This is a genomic window from Streptacidiphilus sp. MAP12-33 (genome assembly GCF_041261265.1).
In the GTDB taxonomy this organism is placed as follows: domain Bacteria; phylum Actinomycetota; class Actinomycetes; order Streptomycetales; family Streptomycetaceae; genus Streptacidiphilus.
This window is the reverse complement of sequence record NZ_JBGCCA010000053.1, coordinates 1-13243: the sequence shown is the minus strand read 5'-3', so window position 1 is coordinate 13243 and position 13243 is coordinate 1. Positions and strand designations below refer to the sequence as shown.

The following is a 13243-nucleotide window of genomic DNA, read 5'->3' as shown; positions in this document are numbered from 1 at the left end:
GTAGGCGCAGATGCGTTCGTTGACGAGCCGAGTGATGGTCTAGGTCGCCCCGAACCATCGCGCAAACCTCGGTCAACAACTCCGCGACGTCGAACTCGTCCTCAAGAGGGAGCCCAAGCCGTGACCGCCTCCACCGTCTCTGCGGCGACTGAGCTGGCCCTCCGCGAGGCAATGGACCGGCTCTTCGCAGGCGCAGCCCAGAACACCGACGGCAAGCTCACCGAGAACAACCTCTGGCGTGAGGCCGGTGTCAGCCGCGCGACCATGAACCGCGCCCCGGAGATCCTCGCTGAATGGGACCGCCGGGTCAGCGAGTCCCCGCCCCAGGCTCGCCAACAGCAAGCGCGACGAAGAGCTGGCCCAGGCCCTTCGAAAGCTTCGTGAGAGCCAGCAAGACCGCCGGCGTCTGCAGGACCAGCTCGACGCCGCCGCCACAGTGATCGCCAGCCTCTCGGCAGAGACGACCGCCCTCCGCGAACAGCAAGCCTCCCGCAGCGGCACTGTGACTCACCTCGGTCTACGCCATGCAACCCGGGAGCAACTTCCCCTTACTCGCTGCCATCCCAGACCGGCGGCTGTCCCTTCCACGCGGCGCCCATCCGGGAGCGGTTCGTCAGTCGACGGTCTCCGAGGCGTGCTCCAACGACTCAGGGGACGACGGCCGGCGCCGTGCCCCAGGAAGGTAGTCCCGGTTGTAGGCCCACCCGCCGATCCCTTTGGGGACGCCTCGCCATATGGTCAAGAAGCCTACGCCTACGAAGATCGCCCCGAAGAGGGCAAAGAACGCCACGGTGCTCGGCGCGGACTTCTGCTCCGCCGTCGAGACCGCCGAGACGTTCGAGGGATCGTTGCGGTCGTAGACAACAGTGATGTGGTCGCCAACGCCGTACTGGTGCGGGACGCCGTCGATCCAGGCCACTTGTTCGGTTCCCAGAGTGTCGGTGAATGTGATCTCTGCGGAGTCGCTGTTCTTCCCGTAGGTGACCTGTTCGACGGTCGCTGACGTTCGGGTGCCGTGCGCGAGGAGCTGTCCGGCTTCGTAGCCGACGATCGCGTTGACGGCGGCTGCACCGAGGCCGCTGAGTATGAAGAGCAGCCCCACTGTCCACCGGGCGACCGTGCGCCTGGTGGTTTCCCCCTCGCGTCTCTGCATGCCGGGGATCCTGCCATACGGGCTGAGACTGCCTCTACGAGCCGGGTGGCGGATGCTGCGAGGACGGCGGTGGTCGGATGATGAGGACGGTCGAAAACGGGTCTGACCGGAGTTCCGTGAAAGATCTTGAGAGCTGGGGACTCGGCGTCGACGCCGATCTCCGATACGAGATCAAGCTGCACCTGTCCCGCCCGGGCCGACGCCGCGCGGAAGAGGTGCTTCTGCTTCAATCGGCCGATCGCCACCCGCACTCTTCTTCCAGGAGCCTCTGTGACGTCCGTCCAGCCCGACCCTGAGTCGGCACAGATACGAGAGCTTCTCGACGCTGGGCAGGAGGCGGCTGAGGCCGGACGGTGGGTAGATGCCGGGCTTGCCTGGATCGAGGCGGCCAAGCTGGGAAGCCTGGAAGGTGCGAACGCCGTCAGCAGGTTCGCGGCCCCTCACGTCAGGCCTCTCGCTGATGCAGGAGCCCCCGAGGCACAGGCCCTGATGGCGGGGATCTTGATGGACTACTACACCGAAGACGCCCTTCCGATGGCGGTCGGCTACGCCAGGGCCTCGGCCGCTGCCGGGCATGCTGCCGGCCTTCGCACCCTCGGCTTCATGCTGGTGCGGGGCCTGGGAGTGGATGAGGACCGCGACGAGGCACTGGCGCTGTTTCGCGCAGCAGCCGACAAGGGAGACGCCTACGGGGCCTTCAACGCCGCGGTCATTCAGTCGGAGGGCACCCGCCGCGCTGACCGTGATGAGTACCTCCGACTACTGACCCAGGCCGCCGACGGCGGCATCACGGAAGCTGCCGCGCTGCTGGGCGACGAGCTGGCGGCCAGCGGGCGCAACCGGGAAGCCCTGAGCTGGTATGTTAGTGCGGCAGAAAACGGCCACGATGGCGCGGTGGATGTCGCAGCCGACTGGTATCGGGACGGCATCGGGACTGAAGCCGACCCCGTGCAGGCCATGCGCTGGCTCCTCGTGCTGACGGCACATCTGAACGTAGACGCCGTCCATCGAGCCCACCAGGTTGGCGCGCGAATGACCGACGAGGCGATCCTCGAAGCAGGACGGCTCGCGAATCAGCCCACCGAGGCCCAGATCCTGGTCTCCGCGCTCGCGAGAGCCCGCGAGCGCGAATGACACCGCCGAGGCACGACTTTGCGGTGTCTCATGAGACACCGCAAAGTCCACGAACACAGTGTCCGCGAGCGCTGGCAGCAGATCCACGACCTGTTCGACCAGGGCGTCGGCCTGCTCGAGTGCGCCCGCCGCCTGGACCTCGCCCTGAACACGGTCAAGCGACACATGCGCCGCAAAGAGCCCCCAGCCGAGCGCCGGGCACCCCGCTACCGGCCCACCCTGGTCGACCCTTACCGCGATCACCTGCGCCGACGCCGAGCCGAGGATCCCGCGGTGCCCGTCACCCACCTTCTGCGCGAGATCAAGGAACTGGGCTACACCGGCAGCGCGAACCTCCTGGTCCGCTACATCAACCAGGGCCGCGTCGAGGGCGAGCGGCCGGTCACCACCCCGAAGCGCTTCGCCCGCCTGCTACTGACCCACCCCGACCACCTGCGCGAGAAGGACGCCGCGTTCCTGGCCGAGCTCACCAACACCTGCCCCGAGATGACCGGCCTCGCCCGCCTGGTCAGCGAGTTTGCCAAGTTGCTGACTCCGGCTGAGGGAAACGACGCCAAGCTCACCGACTGGATCGTGGCAGTCCGCGCCACCGAACTGCCCCACCTGCACTCCTTCGCGAACGGCCTCGAGCTCGACCGCCCCGCCGTCGACGCCGGCCTGACGCTGCCGTTCCACAACGGCCGAACCGAGGGCGTCAACACCCGCACCAAGCGGATCATGAGGCAGATGCATGGTCGCGCCGGCTTTCCTCTCCTCCGCCAGCGAATCCTCCTCCGATGATCACCACGTAGCGCAACCACCGATTACGGGCCAGAGCCGATCAAAGTACAGACCCGCGTCATCAGCAGGGCGTCGAGTCGGTCGCGGACGCCGACGGTGAGTTCATCCAGGTCATGCCGCTCGAGGCCGGTCAGCAGGGGGTGGGTGGCCAGGGTCGCGCCGAATGTGTGCGCGTGCCGGGGGTGGGATCGGGGGCCGGGCGGGTGGAGCGGGACTTCGGGGGTACCGGGCTGGGGCGGGATCGTGTAGTTCCACTCCCCGTGGAAGTCGTCGGGGCGGATGGCGAGGGAGGCCGCGTGCTGTTCGCTGATCTCGATGCCGGTGGGGTAGCTGCCGGTGTCCAGGCGGGCGGTCACGGTCAGCCCGGTGCGGGTGGTGGTCGCCGAGATGAGGTTCAGGGCTGTCTCGTAGCTGGTCAGCGGGTGGGCGCGCCAGTTGAGGGAGATGAAGGAGAACAGGCGGTGTTCGACCCGGTTCCACTTCGATGTTCCCGGAGGCAGGTGGCACACGCTGATCTGAAGGCCGGTCTCGGTGGCGAGGACGGCGAGGTTCGCCTTCCACGCCTTGGCGCGGGAGCTGTTGGAGCCACCGCCGTCCGCGGTGATGAGCAGACGTTTCGCATGCGGGTAGGCGGCCTGCTCAAGGCCCACTGCGCGTCGGACAAGTCCGTTGAGTACGGCATCCGTTCCATGCACCAACACCAGCATGCACACGACATACACGTCAGAAGTTGTTTGCGATCCCTCGGCCGACTGAGCCCCCCGCCGGTAACGAGTGGGCAACCCGCACGAGCGGCAAACTCCGCGAGCACCGCGCGCCGTGAGGTGCCGTGCCAGACGCGGAGTGGTCCACCCAGGGCAGTGTTCCTGCCCGCTGGCGCTCCCGACCGTGCCTTTTGCTCAACGCGATCCCCGAGCGCAAGATCAGGGGTAGGGTGCCTGAATGCCGATGCGTATGCGATTCGCCATGGTCCCTTGCCTTGATCTTGAAGGGCAGCAGACGTTCTGGTGCGGCGCACTGAGGGGGAAGTTGGCGGGGAATGAGCCCTATGCCATGATCGACTTCCCTGCCGGGAACGGTACGTCCGAGCAGGTCCTGCTGATGCCTGCTCCCCCGGGCCATGTTGCGGGAGCTGTCCTGTTTTGGCTCCAACCGACCGACGGATCGCTCGTCGACGAAGTGAGACGCCTGGAGGGCCTGGGCGCGCTCCTGATCGAAAAGCGTCACCATGGGTGGGGAATCGGCGAGGTTACGATGGCCGACCCCGAGGGCAACGCGTTCATCATCAGTTCAAGCCTCCAGGAAGAGCGAGAAATCCCCAACCTCCTCGATTCAAAGGACTGGGGCGATTGTGACCCGTTTTGGGAGGGTTCCAAGACGCCCTACGGGCGAGTTGACTTCGTTCACGTTGCGACGATTTAGTCCGCCCCGAACGGCGAACGTTAACCAGGAAGCAGCGATGCGAGAGGGCGCCTTTCTCTGGGATGGAACATCCCAGAGAAAGGCGCCCTCTCGCATCGCTGCGGTTCAAACGAGCATCACCTGGGATGACGCCGGCAACCTCACCGACATCACCGGCGGAACCAACGGCGACAGCCACTACGTCTACGGACCCGACGGCGCCCTGCTGCTCCAGAAGGACCCGACCAGCACCACCCTCTACCTGCCGGGCGAGGAGCTCACCCTGACAGGAACCACGGTCACCGGGGTGCGCCACTACGCCCTTCCGGGCGGCGGGACAGCGGTCCGTACCGGAAGCGGTTCCGCGTACGAGTTCGAGTTCGCCGACCAGCACGGCACCAGCAACCTGTACCTCGACTCGAGCGCCCAGGTCCCGACCTGGCGCGAGTTCACCCCGTACGGAGCCCCGCGCGGCACCGCGACCACGTGGGTCGACAACCGCGGATTCATCAACGCGCCCACCGACGCGTCCACCGGGCTGACCATCATCGGCGCGAGACAGTACGACCCAGTGATCGGAAGGTTCATCAGTCTCGACCCGATCTTCGAGGCGACGAGCTCTCAGCAGCTCAACGGCTACAGCTACGCCGGATCCAACCCGATCACCTTCAGCGACCCGTCAGGGCTGTTCATCAGCGGATGCGACGGCAACGACCCCGGCTGCACGCTCCGCGTCGTCAACACCCCCCACGGCGGAGTCGTCGACGGCCAGCCCGGCTTCGACTACCAGCAGGCTCACCCGCACAACTGGACTTCCTGGAACATGGGCGTCGCCGTGCACCACACTATGCCTACGCCACCAACGGGCAACGACGTTTTGGTGTACCAGCGCATGGGCGCCAAGTGGGCCGCGCAGAACAACGATTACTACGCAAAGCTGTACTGGAGCAACACACGGGCCCAGCAAGTCATGAACGCCATGGCAGCGCAGGCCGAGGCCTACAACAAGCGTGCGGCTCAGGAGGAGCAGGCGCAGTCCACGCAGCACAGTTCGGGTGGCGGATTCTGGGGCTTTGTGAAGTCTCCGGCCGACACTGTGAGCTCCTTCGCTCCGGTTCTGGACACGATTGCACTCGCGACCTCCGCTGTCCCCGGGCTCGATCTCGTGACCGGCGGCCTCGCTATGACTGCGGATGCGATCGCCACTGGCGACTCCCTCTGGAACACGTACGAGGACATAAACGGCGGCGCCTCCTGGGGTAAGACCACTGCCGACATGTTTGGAGCAGTGGCGGGAGTTGCCGGGCTCGGTACCGCCGGTGTCGGAAGCCTCGGCATCGCCTCGATGCTGGACAAGCGCGCCGGTACGGCGATCGAGGAAGCAACAAGGGCATCCAAGATCGCAGCCGCGCGTCCGCGCTCGTTCAAGGCTGCCGCCGCCGCAACCGACGCCGCGTCCCGAGCCGCCGCAACCTCGAGCGCGTGGGGGCGTGCCATCGGCATCAATCTCATGGCCACCACCGTGGGAGACGGGCTGACCCTGGCCAGCAACGGGGGGTGGCTGCCGAGCAACTGATCCCGTGGCGGGGGCGGAGCGGACAAACGCTCCGCCCCCGACCGAACGGCATCACGTAGCCTTGGCATGGAAGCCGCCCTCGAAATCACGCTCAGCCGCTTGAATCAATCTCCTGGAGAATTTGCGTTGCTCATCGACTACGTATTGGTTCAGAAGATCTACCGGATCGTTCCGGGAGGACTTCGCCGTGGCTTCGGTGTGGAAATGCACGGCGACGAACTCGGGCGCGGAGTAGCAGAGAGGAATGACACGGCCGCGACGGTGCTGCTGCAGGCCGTCGTGCTTGCTGCCATGTCCTGGCTTGCGCTGTGCTTCGCATCCCTGTTTGCCACGTTCATCCTCCTGTTCGCCTGCAAGGTCATCGTTGGTACAAACATGGCCCACAGCCCCTGGTTCCTGATGCCCCTGGCAGCCATGTCCGTCCTTGTCCTTGCGATCGCCGAGTACATCATCAGCTCTCTTCGCGCGACGGCGATCCGTGACCGGAGTGCACGCCGGCGGGGACGCCGGGAGCAGAAGATGACTGCTCAGGACCGGGCGTACCCCAAGCCGTACGACTTCTGGGTCGGAGCATTCCTGGCGTTTGCGCTGTTCGGGGGTCTGGCGATAGGTGTGGTTCTCCGCTGAAGGATCCGAACTGACGCTGGCGCTGCCGGGCCTTGTGGCTACGCGCCGTCCGCCACCGGTTCGAACCGCACGCGCTTGCCGGAGCCGCCTGCGTCTCATCGGCTTTCCCGCAAGCGCGGTGAACTGCAGAGGTCAAGAGATCAGTCCGGTTGGGCGGCCGTAGATCGCGAGCCGCCCAACCGTCGGCCGGGAACCGGCATCCGCGGCCGGAGCGATCCGATTCTCGGAGATAGATACGCTTCAATTGGCAGGCCACTTGGGATCGGTCGGGTTGCTGTGGCCGACTCATTCTGGCTGTGGTCTCGGCCGTCTGTTTTAGCAGCATGGCCTCGACGGCCTCACGGCGCGCGAGGGCTGTTTTGGCTCCAATTGTCATGCTTATCGCGAGTTGCATCTTCGTGATCGCAAAGGGCCAGTCGGCAGCCGCAATGCTCTGGATACTAGCTATCGCCCTGGTGTCATTCACGGCCCGTACAATCGGACTGGGGGCTCCTATGAGCCCCCAATTCGATCTTTGGAATGAAGAAGAGGGGACAGTGGGGAAAATGGCGGGAAGGATCATCCAGCTTGGCTGTTGGGTGTTTATCGAGAGTTTGTTTCGGCGTGCCTATGTCGTGGATGCCGAAGTTTCAGAGGTGGCTGGCAGGGCTTCGCTCGACCTTGAGGAGAGTCGAGTCGACATGGGGAGGGTTCAATATGCCACATTCAGACTCGATGGAGGGCACTATGCAATTAGCCAACTTGAGGGTCTTTCGCATGTGGAAGTTTGGATCGAACGTGGAAAGGAAGCGGACCCGCTGAGAGTCGATGGCCTCCTTGGAGTGCTTGGCCTTGAAAAGGCTTCTATCTTGTACCTGGTGGATGCCGAGGGTCATTGGCAAAAGATGGCGCGCTGAGATGGCCTCGATTCGTCAGCGGTGAGCGCTGATCTGCTCGGCTGGGTGCCCGTAATGTCCCTTCGCCGTTCGGGGCGGGCCGTCGCGTGTCGCTGTGGGTGCGCCGGGTTGGCTCGCATCACCTCATGTAGATCACGTAGCAGGTGCTGCGACATGATGTTCGGGTGACGGAGAGTGGTGCGGACCTGCTGACGTTGCTGTGTGAGCTCGATGACCCGCAGTGGCTTGGGTGGCCGGTAACGTACGACCCGAACGCAGTTGCTGCGCGGTTCGGCGAGATGGTCGGGCGGCTCGAAAACGCGTCAGGCTCCGCAGGCGCCGAGGCGGCCGCCCGGCATCCGAGCTCGTCGCCGGGGGCGCCAAAGCGCTCCTGGGCATCACGACCGGGGATTGCTCCGGGAGTGGCTCCGATGATCACTAGCGGCTTCCCCCACCCGGTGGCCGGCCCCGGCATGAGCAAACCGTGAGGAATGCGTGACATCCCCTGAAGTACCGCTTTGGTGGTTCGCTGGCGCTGCGGTTCTCGCAGCCGCCGCGCTGGGAATCCGGTGTGCCCTGCTGGCCAATCGGCAAAAGGTCAGTGTTGGGATCGCACTGGCGCTAGTGGCCTCCCTTGGGTTGGCGTTCCTCTTTGGGATGGTCAAGCACAACTCTTCCCAACAAGTTCTCGTGCTCTACATTGACGTCATGGTCTCCATCTTGGTGGCATTGATCGGCCAGGGGGACTATGTGCGGGGAGAGATTGAGAGATATGCGGCCGGGAATGATCAGCCTGCGAATCCGGCGGTTGTTCGACGCATGACTTTGACCATCTTTGGGGTTGGCATAGTTCTCGTGGTTGGAGAGCAGATCCTCGGTCTGCTTTAGATGTGAAGGCGTCGGCTGCCTCGCTATTTAGTGGCGAGGCGGCTACGTCCTTTTGAGGAGCTGTGGCATTTTTCCGCATGAGGTTCAGCCGTAGAGTTGGCGGCACTGCGCGTACAGGTTTCCCGGCAGGCCGCCCTCGTGGGCGAGGGCGTCGCAGGGGGAGGTGCCGTGTCGTCCGGCGGGGCGGGCGCCGGCCGGGTGAGGCGCGGTGCCCGCCGGCCTGGTCGACTCGGTGTGGTGCCGGCGGTGCCGGTGCGGAGCGGCAACCCTGGTGTCCTGCTCCCGCTGTTGTGTTGCCGCCTGCGGTGCCGGAGCGGATGAAGGGTTCGGCGAAGGGCTGGCGGACGCGGGAGCGGCGACGGAGGCCGAGGCGGTGGGCGGGGTCGCGGACGCTGATGGGGCTGGGAAGGGCGCCATCTGGTTGGCGGTCGGGTGCGAGGTGGCGGAGACCGTGGCCGGTTGGGCGGTCATCCAGTGCCTGTGAGTGGCGCAGCCGGCCATGCCGACCACGGCCGCCGCTGTGAGGAGGCCGGCGGTTGCGGTGCGCAGAACGGCGGCGGTCATCCGCCCGTCCCGGTGAGCTTGGTGATCGGGGAGTCGAACCCAGGTCCGATGTCCGCGGTAAGGACCACATCGGAGTGATGGGTGAACGCGTCCACCGGGACCTTGCGGTTGGTGCCGCAGACGCGCACGATCTGGTCTCCGCCAAAGTAGAGCCCGAAGTGCGCCTGGACGACCTTCAGGCTCACACAGCCGGAGAAGCTGGTGACGGTGCCCAGGATGCGGAAGCCTCCGTGTGCGCGGGTCACGTCCAGCTGCGCATGCCCGGTGACGGCTGGGTCGCCTGACGCGGCGTCCAGGCTGACTGCCTGGTACTGCCCCATGGCGGCAGCCGACGTCGCACCGGCCGCCAGGGCCGCGCCGGTCTGCGCGGTGAACAGATGCTTCCTCATGGCCTGTCCAACGCGGCGCGGACGCAGCCGTCACGCGCCAGCCGCGCCTCGCAGCCACCACACCCCGGGCAGGTCCAGGGGCTGGTTACCTACCCGGGGTCAGGTCACCGGCCGAGGTAACCAGTGCAGGTCAGCGCCCGGATCGGCGATCACAACAGGGACGTGCCACGGAGGCAGGGGTAACCGGGTCGGACCGCCGGATGCGGCGGTTGTTGCCGCATCGCAACCGGCATCCGCGCAACTGGTGACCGTAGCGGTGACCCGGACGGCATGAGGTGGAGCCACCCCATGGAGGAGGACACCGTGCCTGGCATCACCATGCTGCTGCCCCAGCCACCGACAACCGTCACGGCGGCAACGCTCTACGCTCTCGCCGGAATCGTGGTCTGCCTGACGGTGAACCTGCCACTGCCGCAGCGCTACGCGCACGCACGCGGCGACCGCTTCGTCGCCGAGCCCGTGCGCGCAATCTTGGCCGCCGCCACGGTGGTCGTGTGCACGGCCCTGTGGCCGGCAGCCCTGCTGCGCCTGCTGTGGACGACCATCCGGGGCTGGTGCGCACGCCGAGCCTCGACGCGCGCACACCAGCGGACCCGCGCGCACGCCCCGCGCACCGCGCTGCGCACGGTCATGCGCAGCGACGACGAGACCATGGAGCTCCCGGTGTACCTGGAGCAGCCCGCCTCGTTTCAAAGCGAACCCACCCGCTACGAGAACACCGACTGGACGAAGGCAGCCGCGGGCCGGGTTGTCGAGGCCGTGCAGCAGCGCCGGCTCCTGGACGCCGCCTGGGCCGCCCGCTCGCTGGTGTGGGACGTGGAGTTCGCCTTCGGCCCGAACAGCAGCCAGCTCTGGCACGCCACCGAACTCCTCGCGCACGTGTGCCACGAGATCGGCGACGACGTCCGCGCCTCGCAGCTGTACGCGCGCGCGGCGACGGGCTTGGCGCGCAACTTCGGCGCCGGACACTCCAGTGCGCGCGCCGCCTTCGACCGCGCGACCGCCCTGTGGGCGAAGGCCCGCGCAGCCGACACGACGGACCCCGTCACCGCGCTGCTCGTGGCCTCCGTCACCCGACTGTTCGTACAGGCCGGGGTCACGCGGCTGATGGAGGCTCCGCGGGCAACGGGACGCGCTGCCAGCCGGTGACCTTGCCGTCCTCGCGGGCCACCTCGATCCGGTGGCTGCCCGGCAGCGCAGCAGCGGCGAACACCGCCTCCATCAGCCCGGTCGCGATGGTTTCCAGGATCTTGGGCTCGATCCGTTCGCCCAGTCCTCCGAGCTGAACGCTGACGTGGTCTCCGTCGTCCAGGTACAGCTGGACGAACAGCGGGGCTTGCGGCTGGGTGCCCACTCTGCGGATCTGGTCGGCTCGCACGACGTTGTCGCCGTACAGCTCTCTGCGGCCACCCAAACATCGCTCAGTGCCACGACCCACACCCCTTCCCGCGGAAATCGACTCCCTGATGGTGGCAGCCCTTCGAGCCGAGCACTGCGCTGCGATCGAGGGCGGTCGGTGAGCAGGCGGAGCCGGTCAGCCTCGATCGGGCCCGACAGTTTGCGCACGCTCTTCGGTGGTCTGCGGTCGCCGATCCCCCAGGGCCGCAGCAGCTCGGGACTACCGCAGGCCCGCAGGACCCCAGCCGGCGCAGCAGCTCGTCCTGTTCGTCCGGAGTCAGCGCGGGGGCGGCGGCCGTCGCGGCATCCAAGAACACCGACTCGTACGCGGGTGTCCTGTGACAGCGGGCCTGGACCAGTTGCCAACGATCTTGGACCAGACGCAGTTCGTGACAGCGAAGATGGATGACGCTCTTGATGGGCGCACCGCGTGGCGGGTCCGCTCGTCGGCAGGGCTGGCCCAGTACTGCTTGTGGGGACGGTAGGGCCTACTTGTCGCTGTCAGTGCCGCCAAGCGCTGCGATCGTGGCATCTGCGGCGGCAGGGTGAGCGCGGAGCTTGGCGATCATGTCGAGGCACCACTCAAGGTCGGGCTCGGCGTGACGGATGAGTTCAAAGTCGGCGGGTCGGTGAGTCTCGATCCGACCCACGATCTTGCCGTGGCGGTGATCAACAGCGCAGACCATGGGGTGCGGCTGCCCGGTGACATGGCTGTTGTTCTCGATGTACCAGGGGCCCCGGTTGGCATTGTCGACACGGGCCTGGATCTCGGCGACTCGGCGGTCGAACAGTTCGGGGATGTCGGTCCAGTGCGCATACGGGTCGTTAGGTGTTGCGCGACGTTGTAGGTGAGGACGAGGACGACGTCCTCGCTGTCGACGAAGAGGTGCGAAGAGGCCCCCGCGGCCGTCAGGTCGCGGGGGCCGTGGTGAACATGGTGTCGGCGTCATGCTCGTCATGTCGCTGGTGAGGCCGCGTCACCAGCAGACGTATGACCAGCCGGGTGGCAGCAAATTGGACCGTGAGATTCGCTTCTCTGGGGTTAGATTCGTCGGGTGATCGATGAACCCCTCAAGCGTCTGACCAGGGCCGAATACGACGGCATCTGGGACCGCTTCGATGCCAATTTCGACTTCCGGCCCAACATGTATGCCTTCCCCGGGATCACCGAGACTTCTCCGTCGATCACGTGGAGCCTCGACGCGCTGGGCGACGACCCTGGCGACCGCAAGCTCGACCGTCTGGTCGATGTGGTGCAGGAAGGACTGGCTGGTTGCAGCGCCCCCGGAGAATCGTTGTGGATCTTGGATTGGCAGCACACGTGCTACCGGCTCCGTCCGGATCTGCCGGCGACCGACATGTTCCTGCCCCGAGTTCTTGAAGGGCGCTCGCGTGAGGGCTGGCCGCTCAGCCCGTATCCGGACGGGGACTACTTCATCTTCCTGGCGGAGGACCTGCGCTTCGGCACTTTCGGACACCCCTGGGAACACTCCCTGTGCGTGTTCGGCGGCGAACTGCTGGATGCGGTCCAGGACGACCTGCAGCAGTTGCTGCAGGTCGTTCTTCGCCGGGACGGGAAGGCTGTCGGCTGAGGCCCGGGTCACTCGCTGGTGTGGGTCTCGGTGATGGCCAGGCGGGCGGAGGACTCGTCGACGATGCCTTTGTCCTGGGTGAAGGCGGCGATGAGGGCCTGCCAGGCGATGTTGTTGACGGAGCGGGGCAGGCCGCGGCTGGTGAGGTGGATCAGTTCGACGGTGTCGTCGGAGAAGAGGGTGTCCTGGCGGCTGGCGATGGTGATGTGGTGCTTGATGTAGCTGCTGGTCTCCTCCCTGCTCATGGTCGGCATCTGGTAGCTGATCGCGATCCGCTGGTCCAGGGCGGCCAGGACGCCGTGCTTCATGCGCTTGCGCAGGGTGGGCTGGCCGATCAGCACCACCGCGAACGGCGTGGTGGAGTCCATGTCGTAGTTGCACCAGGCAATGCGGGCCGCGGCCTCGCGGTGGGAGTGGTGCTGATGCAGCATCGACGGGGCCAGGTTGCGGCCGAACGGGATGCGGGTGAAGCCGTAGAAGCCCTGGACCCGGTCGATCATCCCTGCCCCCGCCCGTCGTCCATCAGGGACGCGTAGTTGATGCCCCTCGCCGTGTCCGCCTGATGCGTGGCGTCCAGGACCTTGAGGTAGTCGATCCCGGTCGGCGCCGCCGGTTGCGGCGGGATCTCCGGGCTCGCCTTCGGATGCGTGTGCCGGCCCAGCCGGTGCGGGACCGCCTTCCCGGCCGGCTTCCCCGCCGCCCGCACCTCGATCTCGCTCAGGTCGAACGGGTCGAAGACCAGCTCCACCCGCGTCCCGGTCAGCATCGGGTTGAACCGCACCGGCTTGGTCGGAGACTCTAGGTTGTGAATGTGACCTGCGGTTTCGTGGCTGTCAGGTAGTAGGCGGCTTCGTATTCAGCAGGCG

Annotated in this window: 16 protein-coding genes and 2 pseudogenes; 11 read left to right on the top strand and 7 right to left on the bottom strand. The window is 66.4% G+C overall.

The window, feature by feature from the left end:
• Positions 1-120 precede the first annotated feature (120 nt).
• The gene (locus ABH931_RS36810) at positions 121-384 is read left to right on the top strand and encodes a hypothetical protein (RefSeq protein ID WP_370123662.1); all 264 of its coding nucleotides are present in this window, start codon (positions 121-123) and stop codon (positions 382-384) included.
• A 229-nt stretch (positions 385-613) separates the two neighbouring features.
• On the opposite strand, the gene ABH931_RS36805 is transcribed toward ABH931_RS36810, so the two are convergent.
• Positions 614-1153: a DUF3592 domain-containing protein gene (locus tag ABH931_RS36805; protein WP_370123660.1), complete on the bottom strand. Its 540-nt coding sequence runs from the start codon at positions 1151-1153 to the stop codon at positions 614-616.
• A 270-nt stretch (positions 1154-1423) separates the two neighbouring features.
• Here ABH931_RS36805 and ABH931_RS36800 point away from each other — a divergent pair, with 270 nt between their 5' ends.
• Both ABH931_RS36800 and ABH931_RS36795 read left to right on the top strand, forming a co-directional pair.
• On the top strand, positions 1424-2287 hold the full coding sequence (locus ABH931_RS36800; RefSeq protein WP_370123658.1) for a tetratricopeptide repeat protein: 864 nt from the start codon (positions 1424-1426) through the stop codon (positions 2285-2287).
• A gap of 45 nt (positions 2288-2332) precedes the next feature.
• Positions 2333-3067: pseudogene (locus ABH931_RS36795) on the top strand (transposase); the annotation flags it as partial.
• 230 nt (positions 3068-3297) lie between these two features.
• On the opposite strand, the pseudogene ABH931_RS36790 reads toward ABH931_RS36795, so the two are convergent.
• Positions 3298-3759: pseudogene (locus ABH931_RS36790) on the bottom strand (ISAzo13 family transposase); the annotation flags it as partial.
• A gap of 250 nt (positions 3760-4009) precedes the next feature.
• Here ABH931_RS36790 and ABH931_RS36785 point away from each other — a divergent pair.
• The 5 genes from ABH931_RS36785 to ABH931_RS36765 all read left to right on the top strand — a co-directional run bounded on the left by ABH931_RS36785 (position 4010) and on the right by ABH931_RS36765 (position 8434).
• Positions 4010-4489 (top strand): VOC family protein, encoded by a 480-nt coding sequence (locus ABH931_RS36785; protein ID WP_370123656.1) that lies wholly within the window; start codon positions 4010-4012, stop codon positions 4487-4489.
• A gap of 37 nt (positions 4490-4526) precedes the next feature.
• On the top strand, positions 4527-6044 hold the full coding sequence (locus ABH931_RS36780; RefSeq protein ID WP_370123654.1) for an RHS repeat-associated core domain-containing protein: 1518 nt from the start codon (positions 4527-4529) through the stop codon (positions 6042-6044).
• Positions 6045-6110: 66 nt separating this feature from the next.
• Positions 6111-6671 (top strand): hypothetical protein, encoded by a 561-nt coding sequence (locus tag ABH931_RS36775; RefSeq protein ID WP_370123652.1) that lies wholly within the window; start codon positions 6111-6113, stop codon positions 6669-6671.
• A gap of 494 nt (positions 6672-7165) precedes the next feature.
• Positions 7166-7567 (top strand): hypothetical protein, encoded by a 402-nt coding sequence (locus tag ABH931_RS36770; protein ID WP_370123649.1) that lies wholly within the window; start codon positions 7166-7168, stop codon positions 7565-7567.
• A gap of 474 nt (positions 7568-8041) precedes the next feature.
• A complete protein-coding gene (locus tag ABH931_RS36765; protein WP_370123646.1) occupies positions 8042-8434 on the top strand; it encodes a hypothetical protein in 393 nt (130 codons plus the stop codon).
• A gap of 84 nt (positions 8435-8518) precedes the next feature.
• Here the strand turns inward: ABH931_RS36765 and ABH931_RS36760 are convergent, their stop codons facing one another.
• Together ABH931_RS36760 and ABH931_RS36755 are read right to left on the bottom strand one after the other, a co-directional pair.
• Positions 8519-8998, bottom strand: a complete 480-nt coding sequence (locus tag ABH931_RS36760) for a hypothetical protein (protein WP_370123644.1) — start codon at positions 8996-8998, stop codon at positions 8519-8521.
• Positions 8995-9387 carry a hypothetical protein gene (locus ABH931_RS36755; RefSeq protein ID WP_370123643.1) on the bottom strand — a complete coding sequence of 131 codons (393 nt, stop codon included), beginning with the start codon at positions 9385-9387 and terminating at the stop codon, positions 8995-8997. The genes ABH931_RS36760 and ABH931_RS36755 overlap by 4 nt, the downstream gene beginning before the upstream one ends.
• A gap of 288 nt (positions 9388-9675) precedes the next feature.
• Between ABH931_RS36755 and ABH931_RS36750 the strand changes: the two genes are divergently transcribed.
• On the top strand, positions 9676-10536 hold the full coding sequence (locus ABH931_RS36750) for a hypothetical protein (RefSeq protein ID WP_370123641.1): 861 nt from the start codon (positions 9676-9678) through the stop codon (positions 10534-10536).
• Here ABH931_RS36750 and ABH931_RS36745 read toward each other — a convergent pair.
• On the bottom strand, positions 10484-10801 hold the full coding sequence (locus tag ABH931_RS36745; RefSeq protein ID WP_370123639.1) for a hypothetical protein: 318 nt from the start codon (positions 10799-10801) through the stop codon (positions 10484-10486). The two genes, ABH931_RS36750 and ABH931_RS36745, sit on opposite strands and share 53 nt — an antisense overlap.
• A gap of 529 nt (positions 10802-11330) precedes the next feature.
• Between ABH931_RS36745 and ABH931_RS36740 the strand changes: the two genes are divergently transcribed.
• Positions 11331-11633 carry a hypothetical protein gene (locus ABH931_RS36740; protein WP_370123636.1) on the top strand — a complete coding sequence of 101 codons (303 nt, stop codon included), beginning with the start codon at positions 11331-11333 and terminating at the stop codon, positions 11631-11633.
• Positions 11634-11840: 207 nt separating this feature from the next.
• Positions 11841-12377, top strand: coding sequence for a DUF2716 domain-containing protein (locus tag ABH931_RS36735; RefSeq protein WP_370123633.1), 537 nt, complete (start codon positions 11841-11843; stop codon positions 12375-12377).
• An 8-nt stretch (positions 12378-12385) separates the two neighbouring features.
• Here the strand turns inward: ABH931_RS36735 and ABH931_RS36730 are convergent, their stop codons facing one another.
• Together ABH931_RS36730 and ABH931_RS36725 are read right to left on the bottom strand one after the other, a co-directional pair.
• Complete coding sequence (locus ABH931_RS36730) at positions 12386-12877, bottom strand: hypothetical protein (RefSeq protein WP_370123630.1); 492 nt, start codon at positions 12875-12877, stop codon at positions 12386-12388.
• Entirely contained in the window at positions 12874-13158 is a 285-nt protein-coding gene (locus ABH931_RS36725; protein ID WP_370123628.1) for a hypothetical protein, read from the bottom strand. Before ABH931_RS36725 ends, ABH931_RS36730 begins: the two co-directional genes overlap by 4 nt.
• Positions 13159-13243: the final 85 nt, after the last annotated feature.

Bases quoted from the DNA above. Each gene is read 5' to 3' on its own strand.
- ABH931_RS36805 (WP_370123660.1), bottom strand. From the start codon at position 1,153: ATGCAGAGACGCGAGGGGGAAACCACCAGGCGCACGGTCGCCCGGTGG.
- ABH931_RS36785 (WP_370123656.1), top strand. From the start codon at position 4,010: ATGCCGATGCGTATGCGATTCGCCATGGTCCCTTGCCTTGATCTTGAA.
- ABH931_RS36780 (WP_370123654.1), top strand. From the start codon at position 4,527: ATGCGAGAGGGCGCCTTTCTCTGGGATGGAACATCCCAGAGAAAGGCG.
- ABH931_RS36775 (WP_370123652.1), top strand. From the start codon at position 6,111: ATGGAAGCCGCCCTCGAAATCACGCTCAGCCGCTTGAATCAATCTCCT.
- ABH931_RS36770 (WP_370123649.1), top strand. From the start codon at position 7,166: ATGAGCCCCCAATTCGATCTTTGGAATGAAGAAGAGGGGACAGTGGGG.
- ABH931_RS36760 (WP_370123644.1), bottom strand. From the start codon at position 8,998: ATGACCGCCGCCGTTCTGCGCACCGCAACCGCCGGCCTCCTCACAGCG.
- ABH931_RS36755 (WP_370123643.1), bottom strand. From the start codon at position 9,387: ATGAGGAAGCATCTGTTCACCGCGCAGACCGGCGCGGCCCTGGCGGCC.
- ABH931_RS36750 (WP_370123641.1), top strand. From the start codon at position 9,676: ATGGAGGAGGACACCGTGCCTGGCATCACCATGCTGCTGCCCCAGCCA.
- ABH931_RS36730 (WP_370123630.1), bottom strand. From the start codon at position 12,877: ATGATCGACCGGGTCCAGGGCTTCTACGGCTTCACCCGCATCCCGTTC.